Origin of the sequence: Pseudoalteromonas sp. NZS100, from assembly GCF_015864815.1 — a bacterium.
Classification (GTDB): domain Bacteria; phylum Pseudomonadota; class Gammaproteobacteria; order Enterobacterales; family Alteromonadaceae; genus Pseudoalteromonas; species Pseudoalteromonas distincta.
The window spans coordinates 17,337-30,973 of sequence record NZ_JADYWM010000003.1 but is presented as its reverse complement, the minus strand read 5'-3'; the positions used below and the strand labels follow the sequence as shown (position 1 = coordinate 30,973).

13 protein-coding genes are annotated in these 13,637 nt (G+C 39.8%); 6 read left to right on the top strand and 7 right to left on the bottom strand.

Going from position 1 to position 13,637, the window contains the following annotated elements; all coding sequences use genetic code 11:
• Positions 1-4: 4 nt before the first annotated feature.
• The 3 genes from I6E69_RS03550 to I6E69_RS03540 form a co-directional block, all read right to left on the bottom strand.
• Positions 5-2,188, bottom strand: a complete 2,184-nt coding sequence (locus I6E69_RS03550; protein WP_197120657.1) for a YHYH protein — start codon at positions 2,186-2,188, stop codon at positions 5-7.
• Positions 2,189-2,422: 234 nt separating this feature from the next.
• The gene (locus I6E69_RS03545) at positions 2,423-2,923 is read right to left on the bottom strand and encodes a M48 family metallopeptidase (RefSeq protein ID WP_007586965.1); all 501 of its coding nucleotides are present in this window, start codon (positions 2,921-2,923) and stop codon (positions 2,423-2,425) included.
• Between the two features lie 24 nt (positions 2,924-2,947).
• Complete coding sequence (locus I6E69_RS03540) at positions 2,948-3,796, bottom strand: DUF72 domain-containing protein (protein WP_197120656.1); 849 nt, start codon at positions 3,794-3,796, stop codon at positions 2,948-2,950.
• Between the two features lie 247 nt (positions 3,797-4,043).
• Between I6E69_RS03540 and aspS the strand changes: the two genes are divergently transcribed.
• From aspS to I6E69_RS03525, 3 genes are all read left to right on the top strand, one after another.
• On the top strand, positions 4,044-5,822 hold the full coding sequence (gene aspS / locus I6E69_RS03535; RefSeq protein ID WP_182675658.1) for an aspartate--tRNA ligase: 1,779 nt from the start codon (positions 4,044-4,046) through the stop codon (positions 5,820-5,822).
• A gap of 119 nt (positions 5,823-5,941) precedes the next feature.
• Positions 5,942-6,172, top strand: a complete 231-nt coding sequence (locus I6E69_RS03530; protein ID WP_002959972.1) for a hypothetical protein — start codon at positions 5,942-5,944, stop codon at positions 6,170-6,172.
• A gap of 14 nt (positions 6,173-6,186) precedes the next feature.
• Positions 6,187-6,783 (top strand): pentapeptide repeat-containing protein, encoded by a 597-nt coding sequence (locus I6E69_RS03525; protein WP_182738792.1) that lies wholly within the window; start codon positions 6,187-6,189, stop codon positions 6,781-6,783.
• 72 nt (positions 6,784-6,855) lie between these two features.
• Here I6E69_RS03525 and I6E69_RS03520 read toward each other — a convergent pair whose 3' ends face one another.
• A complete protein-coding gene (locus tag I6E69_RS03520; protein ID WP_007377991.1) occupies positions 6,856-7,179 on the bottom strand; it encodes a hypothetical protein in 324 nt (107 codons plus the stop codon).
• 129 nt (positions 7,180-7,308) lie between these two features.
• On the opposite strand from I6E69_RS03520, the gene I6E69_RS03515 reads away from it, so the two are divergent.
• Positions 7,309-8,076 (top strand): alpha/beta hydrolase, encoded by a 768-nt coding sequence (locus I6E69_RS03515; protein WP_197120655.1) that lies wholly within the window; start codon positions 7,309-7,311, stop codon positions 8,074-8,076.
• Positions 8,077-8,134: 58 nt separating this feature from the next.
• Here I6E69_RS03515 and I6E69_RS03510 read toward each other — a convergent pair whose 3' ends face one another.
• Positions 8,135-9,337, bottom strand: a complete 1,203-nt coding sequence (locus I6E69_RS03510) for a bifunctional alpha/beta hydrolase/OsmC family protein (protein WP_033040721.1) — start codon at positions 9,335-9,337, stop codon at positions 8,135-8,137.
• Between the two features lie 266 nt (positions 9,338-9,603).
• Here I6E69_RS03510 and I6E69_RS03505 point away from each other — a divergent pair, with 266 nt between their 5' ends.
• Together I6E69_RS03505 and I6E69_RS03500 are read left to right on the top strand one after the other, a co-directional pair.
• Positions 9,604-10,443: an isopenicillin N synthase family oxygenase gene (locus tag I6E69_RS03505; protein WP_002959963.1), complete on the top strand. Its 840-nt coding sequence runs from the start codon at positions 9,604-9,606 to the stop codon at positions 10,441-10,443.
• 200 nt (positions 10,444-10,643) lie between these two features.
• Positions 10,644-12,038, top strand: coding sequence for a DEAD/DEAH box helicase (locus I6E69_RS03500; protein ID WP_024595752.1), 1,395 nt, complete (start codon positions 10,644-10,646; stop codon positions 12,036-12,038).
• 124 nt (positions 12,039-12,162) lie between these two features.
• Here the strand turns inward: I6E69_RS03500 and I6E69_RS03495 are convergent, their stop codons facing one another.
• Together I6E69_RS03495 and I6E69_RS03490 are read right to left on the bottom strand one after the other, a co-directional pair.
• A complete protein-coding gene (locus I6E69_RS03495; protein WP_197120654.1) occupies positions 12,163-12,918 on the bottom strand; it encodes a DUF3307 domain-containing protein in 756 nt (251 codons plus the stop codon).
• Complete coding sequence (locus tag I6E69_RS03490) at positions 12,918-13,541, bottom strand: hypothetical protein (protein WP_002962846.1); 624 nt, start codon at positions 13,539-13,541, stop codon at positions 12,918-12,920. The genes I6E69_RS03495 and I6E69_RS03490 overlap by 1 nt, the downstream gene beginning before the upstream one ends.
• Positions 13,542-13,637 lie beyond the last annotated feature (96 nt).

Sequence of the window (13,637 nt, the reverse complement as noted above, 5' to 3'; positions counted from 1 at the left end):
CCTTTTATTGAGGTTGCTCAATAATTGCTTTACAAATAAGGGTGTTGTCGGTTTCTAAGTCTTCGCCCCATATGAATTTTGCGTTTTCATCCCAGTTAATGTCGTCGTAACCGTCTTTTGGTCCTACATTGGCAAAGTTGTGCTCTACTGCATTAGCCCAATTAGTATCGTCAAAGTTACTTTGCAGCCAGTTAGTTGGTGCTTCTTTTGACATAAACGTACAAACGCCTTCGCCCGCGACAGGGTTTGATTCGCTTTCGCATAATTTGTTAAGCGGCGCTTTGTGAAGTATTTCGCATTTAAAGCTTTTATCGCTTACGGCAACTACTTTATTTGTCTCGGTGTCGGTAAGTTGCATAATAAAACCGCCATCACCCATTTGTTGATTTTTAGCACCGATGTATTCAAGCCCAGTGTCGTTTTGCTTAAAGTCTTTAATTATTAAATTAAGCTCAATAGGGTAGTTTGCAGAAAACGTAATACTTTCGGCATTAAATGAACGCTCTGTGGTTATAGGCACAGAATCTTCAACAAGTAACTGCTCGCCTATGTAGGCTGTAAACCAGTTATCAGCCCATGCTTCTAGCTTTAAGTTATGCTTGCCTGTAATGGTAGAATTTGTATTTTGCTTAGTGACTGTAGGAGTAAGGTGATTTGGTTGCGGACCTCTACAAAATGTACCTGTTTGAACTTTGCCACCATTACTGATGGTTTTTTGTTTAAAGCTATAGCAGTCTTTTCCCTGTGATGCAGGGCTGTAGGTAGTAAAGTAGTTCTCGCCTTTGTATGAGTAGCTCATTGTACGGCTGCCGTTTTCAGAGATTGTGTGCGTTAGGTTTTCAACGCCTCCTTGTGGCGGGCGCAAGTCGGCTCTTATACCTTGAGTATCGCCACTAAGTGGTGACACTCTTGGTAATTTTGCGGTATCTACTTCACCTACTAAGCACTGAATAATATACGGCGGTGTAGCTGATGTTTGGTAGCGATAACCAAATGTGTCGTCGGTTTGCCCGTTACATACATCAAGGTCACCTCTGGCAATTGCACTGCCGTCTGGGTTTTTACTGCCATACAGCGGGTAACCATCGTAAGCCCAACCAATAATGGCATCGCTTGATTGGTTTTTCATTGTGTCAATCATACACGTTGGCGATACATGATAATGGTAGTCATCACCTCGTCCTGCGTGTCCGCCACATATATCTAACTGTCCGAGTGCTAGTGTGTCGTTTTTTTCATCGTAGTTATTTACGTCCAGTTCACCTTGCGAAGAATAGTCGTATATTGGTACGCCGTTAACGGCAACACCTACGGCTGCATCAATTGTTGTTATTGTTTTTGCTTTTTTAGGATTTAGCTTTATAGGTGCTACGTAGTCTTTAGCTGGAACAGGTATTTGCTCGTTAGTACCTGTAATACCAGTCATTACTTCATGATCAGGATAAGTAGATGAGGCAATATAAGCATATTGTTCATCGCACGTAACAGATACGCTTTTATCAAACCCTGCATTACTTACTGATTGTGTAATAGCATCGCAACGAGGTGATTTTACGTTAGCGGTTAAATATGATTTATCAGGCTTTGGTTGCTCATTTGGTTTTGGTCTTGTATTAGGTTTGTGTTCGGCGCTACTGGCGCTTCGCGAGTATTTAACCGTCATACTTGCAGTATCGAGCGTAATATCTTTTACAGCAGCGAGTAATGCTGAGCGATCTACCTTTGTATCGCTATTAAAGGTAACCGGTGCAGATAACGCATATACAGTATAAGTATAGCTTTTTTCACCTGGACCTTTAGAGCAAGGCGGCGCATATTGGTTTAAATCGTTTACGCTATTAGAGCCCACTTCACCGAGAGTTTCGCCCGCTTTAATTTGTGTTTTATCGGCGGCAATATTGTACATGGTCCAATACCAATGCATTCCCTCTGGCGCTTTATGATCCATAATTAACGCATAATATTTGGTTGTGTTAGGTGCACCGCTCCAGTTAAGTGGAGGGCTAATGCTTTGCCCATCGCACGTATAAGTCATAGGCAAGTTACCGCCATCACTTACTTTTGAGCTTGTTAGAGTAAAATCATTGAGGTTTGATTGTTCAAGCGATTGGCTGTTTTGCTCGTTGCAGGCACTTAAGGTTACACAGCACAGTGCACTGAGTAAAAAGGCATGGGTATTTTTCATCATTTAAAACTCCAAAGATTAAGAGTACATAGAAAGAATTAACTTTTAAGAGTGTAGTTCTCAAATGTAGGGCAATTATGTAGTTTTAAACTTTTTTATTTTATTAAGGACGAGGCGTTAAATTGTGAGCTGCTTACTTGGATAAGAGAAGAGATTGGATATGGGGGCTTGGTTATGAAAGGAAATATTAACTTAAGTATGGCGTTATTTTCACTCATTTAAATAACGCTAAAATCCTTATTTTAAATAAGGATTTTCTCCCATTGCGACTACCACACAAAAAATTCTTAAATCTAACTCTAGCTGGTGGTAACTCGGCTCCATATGGCAGCAAAGTTGATAAAAACCTTTGTTGTGGTCTTTTTCTTTAAAGTGGGCGAGCTCATGTACCACTAACGCTTTTAATAACGGCTCGGGAGCGCGGAGCAAGTCGCTGTTTATCGCTAAATCGTGTTTACGGGTTTTACCTTGCATTCGATACGTATGTGTACCGAGTGCATTGGTGACCATATCGCCTTGCTTTTTAAACGCCGCACGACCAAATGGTGGCGCATTTTTTAAATATTGTTTTTTAAGCTCGGTTGCATAGCTATAAAGTAGTTTATCGCTGGTAATAGTGTGTGCTTGCGGATACTTTTTAAGTAAGTAGTCACATACCTTTTTGTTATTTATAAGGCTTAATACTTGCTCAACAATGTTAGCTGGGTAGCCGGTAAAGTAACGTGCGTATTCACTCATTATTGCTTCTCTGTCGTTTTACTTTTAAAAAAGTGCTGGCTGGTGGGCTTCTTTTTCGCCAGTAAATGGGTTTAATGCTTTGTGATTATAACCAAGGTCTTTACAAAACTGCCTTGCTAATAATGGCGCTTCTCGGTTATCTGCCGTATGAAAAAACACATAGGGCGTTTTTCCTTCATCAAGCCATTGTTTTACTTTACTCAGCCACGGTTTATAAAAGGGTTTATAGTCGTTTTGTAAATCGGCGATAACAAAGCGCGCCATGGGCTCTGAGCCAGTAGCTATTGCATGTACCGGTAAATGGGGCTTTTTTTGCTGTGCATCTATTAGCGCTTCGGTTGTTGGTTTTACCGCAAATAGGGCGCGAGTATCCATCGATATACGATTTATGTTGTTTGCCATTAATAATTGGTTAAGCGCTATTTCGGCTTCACCCTTTTGAAAAAACGCAGTATGACGTACCTCTACACCGTAATTAACCTCTTTTGGTAACAGGCTAATAAATTGGGCTAGCTTGGGTAAGTCACCAGGGCCAAATGCTTTAGGTAATTGCAGCATGATTTGCCCGGTTTTTTCTAAAATAGGGGAGAACAAGTTAAGCCAATCAGTAAGCTCGGTTTGAACATTAGTAAGATGTAGCTCGTGGCTAAAGCGACGATTAAACTTAAACGTAAATTTAAAATCGTCGGGTACGCTGTTTGCCCAGCGCAATACGGTACTTGGCGAAGGATCAGCGTAAAAGCTGGTATTGCCTTCAACTGAGTTAAAATGCTGGGCGTATTGGCTAAGCATATCGGCGTTTTTACATTGGCTTGAAAATAAATTGCCTTTCCATGCGTTGCTCGACCACTGAGGGCATCCAATATATAACATACAAACTAGCGCCTTATTATAAAGTGGCGATAGTGTAGCAAATAACAAAACGAGCTGCTGTAAATTCAGGGGCAAAAGCGGCACACGCCCTAGCATCTTGATACTACTTGGGTATAATGCAGGGCTTAATTTGATTATTTTTAGATTGCTAGCGGCTTTATTTGTATTGTGGTGACCTGTTTTTTAAATCACACGCCTTAAAACAAATAAATATAACCGTTTAAGCCTTTTATCTGACAGGAAAACTATGCGCTCTATATATTGCGGACAGCTAAATAAAACTCACGTAGATCAAGAAGTTGAACTATGTGGCTGGATCAACAAACGACGTGACCTTGGTGGACTTATCTTTGTCGATTTACGCGATAGAGAAGGTTTAGTACAAGTTGTATTCGACTCTGACATTGAAGAGTTAATGAGTTCAGCTAACACACTTCGCCAAGAATTTTGTGTTCAGCTAAAAGGTACTGTACGTGCACGCCCTGATAGCCAAGTAAATAAAGATATGGCAACAGGTGAAATAGAAGTTTTAGGTACTGAGCTTACAATTATTAACCGCTCTGAACCGCTTCCACTTGATTTTAACCAAGTAAACTCAGAAGAGCGTCGTTTAAAATACCGTTACTTAGACCTACGTCGTCTAGAAATGAGTGACCGTATTAAATTACGTGCTAAAGCAAGCAGCTTTGTTCGTCGCTTTTTAGATGAAAACGGCTTTTTAGACATCGAAACACCTGTACTTACTAAAGCAACGCCAGAAGGTGCACGCGATTACTTAGTGCCAAGCCGCGTTCATAAAGGTAGTTTTTACGCTTTACCACAGTCTCCACAGTTATTTAAGCAATTGTTGATGATGTCGGGTTTTGACCGTTACTACCAAATTGTTAAATGTTTCCGTGATGAAGATTTACGTGCCGATCGTCAACCAGAATTTACCCAAATAGATATAGAGACCTCGTTCATGAGCTCTGATCAAGTCCGTGGTATGACTGAAAAAATGATCCGTGAAATGTGGCAAACATTACTAAACGTTGATTTAGGCGATTTTCCAATCATGCCTTACAGCGAGGCAATGAGCCTTTACGGTTCTGATAAGCCAGATTTACGTAACCCAATGAAATTAGTTGATGTTGCAGATTTAGTTAAAGACGTAGAGTTTAATGTTTTCTCAGGTCCGGCTAACGACGAAAAAGGTCGTGTTGCTGTATTAACTGTACCGGGTGGCGCTAAGCTTTCTCGTAAACAGCTTGACGATTACACTAAGTTTATTGGTATTTACGGCGCTAAAGGCATGGCGTGGATGAAAGTAAACGACCACACTGCGGGCGCTGAAGGCGTTCAATCACCAGTGGCTAAGTTTTTAAGCGAAGACGTAATCACAAAATTACTTGAGCGTACTAATGCTCAGTCTGGCGATATTATTTTATTCGGTGCCGATAAGCGTAACACAGTAAACGAAGCAATGGGCGCACTGCGCGTTAAGATTGGTGTTGACTTAGAAATCACTAACCTTAATAGTTGGGCACCACTTTGGGTTGTAGACTTCCCAATGTTTGAAGAAGATGACGAGGGCACATTACATGCTGTGCATCATCCATTCACTGCACCAAAAGATATTACTGCAAGTGAGCTTGAAGCAAACCCTGCTGCGGCTATTTCAGATGCCTACGACATGGTATTGAACGGCTACGAAGTGGGTGGCGGTTCGGTACGTATTCATAATGCAGATATGCAAGAAACTGCATTTAGAATTTTAGGTATTAACGAGCAAGAGCAACAAGACAAGTTTGGTTTTTTACTTGATGCACTTAAATACGGTACACCACCACATGCTGGTTTAGCATTTGGTCTTGACCGTTTAGCAATGCTTTTATGTGGTACCGATAACATTCGTGACGTTATTGCTTTCCCTAAAACAACACAAGCGTCGTGTTTATTAACTAACGCGCCTAGTAAGCCTAATATGGATTCGTTAGCTGAGCTTGCAATTAGTGTTGTTGAAAAAGCGATACCTAGCGAAGAGTAATTTTTGTTTAGCTTATTGAGCTAAATTTAAAAACCCTTAAGTTATATGCTTAAGGGTTTTTTTGTGGTTAAATTTGCAGCAGAGTGTATTTTAACCGAACAGACGAAAAAGGAATTATTATGTCGATCAATGCAACCTTATTTGGTGAGTTCTTAGTTTTTTTTATTGTGCTGAGTATTCCTATTTTTGCTGTAATTAGCTACAAAATAGGTAAGCGTAAAAGTACTATGCCGGGGGTTTTAGCTTTTGTGGGTGGCTGTTTAGCGCTATTTCCACTATTTGCTTTGATTTTTATTGCAGTGCTTGCGCTTAAAAAAGATTTACCTAAAAATAGCGTCTATGCCCATTAAAAACTAGGTTAATAGTGTCAATTTCAAATAATAATCACTACTTCGACGAGCAATTTAATGCTTTGCAGCACGAAGAGCAACTAACTGAAAATTCTGAGTTTGAAGAGTGCACATTTACCGATTGCGACTTTTCAGGCGGGCAGTTTAAAAATTGCCGATTTATACAGTGCAACTTTAAAAACTGTAATTTATCGTCACTTAAATGGAACTACAGCTCGCTTGAAGATGTAAGTTTTAGCCACTGTAAATTAAATAGTCTGCAATGGACTGACGTAGATTGGCCAGCGCTTAGTATTAACGCACCGGTGAGTTTTAATTATTGCGAGCTCAGTAATAGTTCTTTTTTTGAATTAACCCTCAAAGCCCTCAAACTAACACACTGCTTTGCCAAAAATGTTGATTTTAGACATGCAGATTTAAGCGGTAGTGAATTTACAGGAACAGATTTTCGCGATAGTGAGTTTTTTCAAACTAACTTAACAAAATGTGATTTTGTAGGTGCTACAGCATTTAATATAGATTTAAATAATAATATTTTAGCGAATGCTAAGTTTGATCGCTTCGAAGCACTAAATTTGCTTACCAGCCTTAATATAGAACTATGTGATTAATTTAGTTTAATATGATTACATATCTAGAAGCGACAGCTTGGCTGGGCTTCTAGACACTGCGCGACTGCGTAATTAACGGCTAGGGCCATTTTTATTACGTGCACTGGCAAGCTGTCTTGCGATTGCTAATAACGCTGGTGAAATATCTTCAGCGCCATCTTTAATTAGTTTTGTAACGTCACCTGACGAAAACAAACCGTCACGTGGTGATTTAATACCTAACTCACGAACAAAATCCTTCGTTTTACCTGTGCTGCCTGTTTCAATAAACTTAAAAATAATACGTTCATTGTTGTTTTTAGCAGGGGTTTTTAGTGTTTCGATTTCGTCATGTATTGCAGTTAGTTTGTCTTCTAAAATTTCTATACGTTCTTGAATGCTATTGTATGATTTCATTTATTGGATCTTTTACTAAATATATTTAAACAATGGCGACTATTATCGCATAGTTTGACAATAGAGAATGCAAAGCTATAAAGTAAAAATTATTTTTAATTAAAAACAATAATTTATATAAGTTTAAATATGCAAAAAACACTTAAAAAGCTTTTTATGTTAAGCGCACTAGCTCTAAGTGCATCAGTTATAAGCACATCAGCAATAAGCGCGACAAGCTATGCAAACGATGGCGTTATAACTGATGAAAGCCGTAATCGTACTATTCCTATCAATATCACACTACCAAGTAACAATGCTAAGTGCACTGAACAAGTAAAATGCCCTGTAGCGTTTATTAACGCAGGTTACGGGATTAGCCATAACGGGTATACGTTTGCCAGTAATGCGTTTAATCAGCACGGATATTTAACAATAGCCGTTGCACATGAACTAAAAAGCGACCCTGATCTTAATCGTGAGCAGCCTTACTTAACAACTCGCATGGAAAACTGGCATCGTGGCGTAGTAACGCTTAAGTTTTTAGTTAATGAGCTAGCGAGTAAATACCCAGCGTACGACTTTACAAAACTCACCTTATTTGGGCATTCTAATGGCGGTGATATTTCCGCATTATATGGCTCTATTTATCCAAACGAAGTTAGCACTATTATTACGCTCGATCATCGCCGCATGTTGATCCCACGCAATAAAAATATACGCGTACTTACACTTCGCGGTAGTGATTACCCAGCTGATGCGGATGTGCTGTTAAACGATTCAGAGCTGGATAAGTTTCCCGTTACGCAAATAATGATAGAAAAATCGCATCATAACGATATGTACGATGGCGGGCCAAAATGGCTGGTGGATAGAATGAGTAAAGAAGTAGAGGGATTTTTAGATAGTAAAAATTAGGTTTATAAAAGTTAAATCACAGCGCAGTGTTACCTGCGCTATATTAATTTCACGGCAGTTATTCTACCAGTTCACTTACAATAACTGGGTTATTGTGTAGTGTTTTATGCACTGGGCATTTGTCGGCTATTTCGAGTAAACGCTGACGCTCTGGCTCAGTTAAGTCGCCACGTAAGGTGATTTTACGGGTAATGGCTTCAAGGTTACCGGTTTGCTCACAATCGTCGCAATCTTTGTTGTAATCGCGAGTGTGATCAAGTTCTACTTTAACATGCTCCAGTGGTAAGTTTTTACGTGTAGCGTACATACGTAGTGTCATGGCCGTACAGGCACCAAGCCCCGCTAATAAGTGATGATACGGATCGGGGCCTAAGTTTTTACCGCCTACTTTTATTGGTTCATCTGCAAGCCAAGTATGATCTTTTGTACTTACGTGCTGAGTAAATACATGGTCTTTTTCTTCAACAAGTACATTTCCACCCGTTAAACTTGCCGTGTATTTAGTTTTGTCGTACTTAACATAACGGTTTGCCCACGTTGCAATTATTTGTGCAGCGTAGTCGGCATCGTTTTTATTTGTTAAAAGGTGATCGGCGTTATCTAGGCTAATAAAGCTTTTAGGATGCTTAGCTGATGCATAAATTTTTTCAGCTTCACTAATATTTACAGTCGCATCAATAGGGGAGTGCATTACTAATAATGCGCGCTTAAGTTTACTAATATGGCTTTTATCGTACTTGGCTATATCGTCAATAAATTGCTTTTTAATGGTAAATTCACGACCAGCTAAGTTAACTTTAGCTTCACCTGCTGCGTTAATTTCATCAAGGTGTGCTTCAAAGTTATGCGCTACGTGCTGCGCGTCTGACGGTGCGCCAATGGTTGTAATAGCCGATACTTCAGGAATATGCTCAGCAGCAGCAAGAACGGCTGCCCCGCCTAAACTGTGGCCAATGAGTAGTTGCGGCGGAGCAAAATGCTCACGTAAATGATTTGCCGCAGATACTAAATCTTGAATGTTTGATGAAAAGTTACTGTTAGCAAAGTCGCCATCACTATTACCTAAACCGGTAAAGTCGAAACGTAGTACGGCGATACCTTGTTGTGTGAGTGCACGGCTAATCCGTGTAGCTGCTGCAATGTCTTTACCGCATGTGAAGCAGTGTGCAAATAGCGCGTAAAACTTAACGTCACCAGAGGGAAGTTCAAGTTGGCCGGCAAGTTCTAAATCGCCGCTTTTAAAAGATACTTTTTGTCGCATGGGGAGCCTTATTTACACAAATAAAATATATTCTAATAGTAGACCAGAGATAGTTACTAAACCTTGCAAATTCAACGTTTTTTATTAGTTGATCTTGATCAAGCAAAGTGACGGTGACTATGTTTTGCGGACATATGTCCTTATGTTTTTGAGGTCATTTGTCTATCCTCGCATAGCGCTATAATGAAGGCTTTGCTACTTTATATAAGTAATTTAGCACTATTAAAAGCAACTCACTTCACACAACCTATTCACTGGAACGTACAATGCAATTACCTACTGTTGATTATAAAGCTCCCGATGCGGCTGCACAATTTGTTGAATCGTTAAGAAATACTGGATTTGGCGTTTTAAAAAACCACCCAATCCCACAGTCTTTAGTTGAGTCTATTTACAAAAATTGGCAAGACTTTTTTAACTCAGAGCAAAAGCACGACTTTTTATTCTCTAAAGAAACTCAAGACGGTTACTTTCCGCCTTCAGTATCTGAAGTAGCGAAAGGCTTTACAATAAAAGACATTAAAGAGTACTTTCATGTGTACCCTAAAGGTCGCGTTCCTGCCCAGCTTGAAGCTGATGTACGTGAATACTACCGTTTAGCAAGTGAATTTGCTGGCACATTATTAAGCTGGGTTCAGGCTGAAGCACCAGCTGATGTGCGTGCTAAGTTTTCGATTGATTTAAAAGACATGATTGCAGGCTCTGAGCAAACATTGTTACGTATCCTACATTATCCACCAATGACGGGTGATGAAGAGCCAGGTGCTATTCGCGCAGCAGCCCATGGCGATATTAACTTATTAACTGTATTACCAGCTTCTAATGAGCCTGGTTTACAAGTTCAAAAAACAGATGGCGGTTGGTTAGACGTGCCATGTGATTTTGGCAGCTTAATTATTAATATCGGCGACATGCTACAAGAAGCGTCGGGCGGGTATTTCCCATCGACAATTCACCGTGTAATTAACCCAACGGGTAAAGCATCTACTAAATCGCGTATTTCATTACCGTTATTTTTACACCCGCATCCAGATGTTGTGCTTTCAGAGCGCTACACGGCTGATAGCTACTTGCAAGAACGTTTGCGTGAGTTAGGTGTTAAGTAACTCTAATACTTAGAGTAATTCAGTATAAACAAAAAACGGCCTATGGCCGTTTTTTGCATTTTTAAGCAACTTGATCACAGGTTTAATTTTAATAAACTATGCTCAATTGCCTGCAACGTAAATAATGGCATGCATTCTTAGCTACTACAGGTATAATGCGCGCAACTGGCTAATGTAGCCTTATTTAAAAGAGAGTTTATATGAGTTTTGAAGGTTTAGGTTTATCACAGTCTTTGGTTAATGCGGTTTTAGAAAAGGGCTATGAAACGCCAACGCCAATTCAGGCTCAAGCAATTCCTGCAATTATTGAACGCCGTGACGTTATGGCAGCAGCGCAAACAGGTACAGGTAAAACAGCGGGTTTTACATTACCACTTATTGAGCGCTTGTCGTCGGGTCCTAAAGCTAAAAGCAATCACGTACGTGCGCTTATTTTAACGCCTACACGTGAACTTGCTTTGCAAGTAAGCGAAAACGTTGAAGAGTACGCTAAGCATTCTGATGTGAGCTCATTTGTAGTTTACGGTGGCGTTAAAATTAACCCACAAATGCAGCGTCTTCGTAAAGGTGTTGATATTTTAGTAGCAACGCCGGGTCGTTTAATCGACTTACATAATCAAAATGCAGTTAAATTTGATAGCGTTGAAGTGCTTGTACTCGATGAAGCTGACCGCATGTTAGACATGGGCTTTATTCACGACATTAAACGCTTAATTGCTAAAATGCCTGCTAAACGTCAAAACTTGATGTTTTCGGCTACATTTTCAGATGAAATTCGAGCATTAGCAAAAGGGTTAATTAATGACCCAGTTGAAATTTCAGTTGCAGCAAAAAATACCACTGCAAAAAGTGTTACTCAGTGCGTTTACGCGGTAGATAAAACACGTAAAACAGCATTGCTAAGCCACTTAATTCGCACTAACGATTGGCAACAAGTATTAGTGTTTAGCCGTACAAAGCACGGTGCTAACCGCTTAGTTAAACAACTTGAACGCGATGACATTGTAGGCGCGGCTATCCATGGTAATAAATCACAAGGCGCACGTGTTAAAGCACTTGATGGTTTTAAAAGTGGTGAAGTACGCGTATTAGTAGCAACAGACATTGTTGCACGTGGTTTAGACATTGTTGAATTACCGCATGTTGTTAACTACGACTTACCAAACGTATATGAAGATTATGTTCATCGTATTGGCCGTACAGGCCGTGCTGGTGCGTCGGGTCATGCGATTTCGTTTGTAACGGTTGATGATGCTGTTGATTTATACGGTATTGAACGCTTTATTGGTGAGCTTATTCCACGTGCTGAAGAAGACGGTTTTGAGCCTATTAACCCAGTAGCTGAACGCGCATTAGATGCTCGCCCACTGCCGGCTAAAAAGCCTAAGAAAAAGCAGCCTTTTAATAAGCCTAAATCTGATAGCAGCAAGCCTAACAGTAAAAAGCCGAACAATGGTGGTAATGGTACCGGCCCACGCCGTGGTGGTTCTAAAAAGCCAGCTGCTAAAACAGATGACAGCGCGCAAAACCCATGGGCAAAGCGTGAATCTGTTGGCGGTAATGGCCAACGCCGTCGTCGCACCAATAACGATTAATCATTATTAGTGGTTGCACTAGCGTTTAATTAATTTAGAATTTAGTTAAAGGCAGATACAAAAAACGCGCTCCCTTCTTTAATTAAATAGAAGTAGCGCGTTTTTTATTGTCTGTAATTTGTACTTACTGTATTGCCTGTCTGATTAAATAGTTAATACCTAAACCTACAAATAAAGTAACACTTACGCTAAGTAGTGTGCCAAGCATAACGTACTCGGTAAGTTTTTTATCTTTGCTTGCACTTAAATCACCAAACCTAAATACTGACTTTGCCGCAAGTAAAAAGCCAAGCCCTGCAAATTGGTCAAGCAATATAAAGCTCAGCATAAGTACGCGTTCCAACATACCTATGCTTTGCCCTGCAAGTGGTAAGCTACCAGTACTTGAAAAGTTACTTGTTAAACGCTCTAACATCATTCTTATAAATACTGCGCTGGGACTTAAAATAATTAAATAACCGCATACCACCCACAGTATTTTGGGATCAGTGAGCATATTATTAATTGCAGCCATAAAGCTATTATTATCAGTTAGCCAAATACTGAGCGCAATAATAACGAGTATGTGCGCTATTTGATCTAGTAAAAAAGGCACCACGCCTTTATTAGAATACGATTTAGCTATATCAATAAAGTAATGGCTCAGCATAATGCTCGCCGTGGCAATTAAAACACTGCTTAGTTGCTGCCACCCGAATGTGTATTCCCACAGGGTAATAATGAGTGCACTTGTTATACCATGCACTAGTACATGAAAATAAAGCTTACTGGCTTTAAAGTGACGGGTATTTCTGTCATTTACCCAACTCATAGGTTGCCAGTAAAAATCAGCGAGTAAGTGGCCAATAATAAGCGCGACCAGTAAAAGTGAAAACGCCATTATTCACCTCCTTTAATTATATTTTTTATAACGTGTTGTGTGTGCTTAATAAAGCGCTCTATAAGTTGGTAGTGCGCTAAATTTAGTAGTTTGGTTACGTTTTCGCGACTTGTTTTAAGCTCTTTAGCCAGTGCCGCGTGGCTGTTGTCTGGTGATGTTAAATAGACGTACAGGGCATTTGCTTGTTTTTGTGTGATTTTAGTGAGCAATACGTCGGCAAAGGCTAAATTAAGATTTAAGCTTTCATCGAGCTGCTGCTCGTTAATATTAAAAACAAAGCGTTGATTGCCTATTTTATCAAGCCCTTGCCCCGAAAGAGTAAAAGCAGAACCGGTTGCTGTTTTTATATCGCTGCGTGGGTTATCTATTTGCCCAAGTGCCAAGCTTTGTCGTAGTTCATAACCTGACGATTTAAGGTGTAAATATACAAGTAAGGCATTTTTAAAAAGGAGCTGAGGATTATTAACTTGTAACTGAAAGGCATCGCCTCGGTATATATTCCAAAGTGTTTGCTCCCCCGAAATATTTCGTAAACTTTGCTCTAGTTGGTAAAGCATGGCATCGTATTGCTGCTTAGGGATTGTTTGCGATTTAATAATATCGCCGCTGATCACACCAATCATAAAAATCTCAAAATGGTTACTTTTTAATATGTAACCAATATTGGTTACATAAGGGTATGTAACTAATTTAGGTTACTTAAATATAAATTGCAAGGT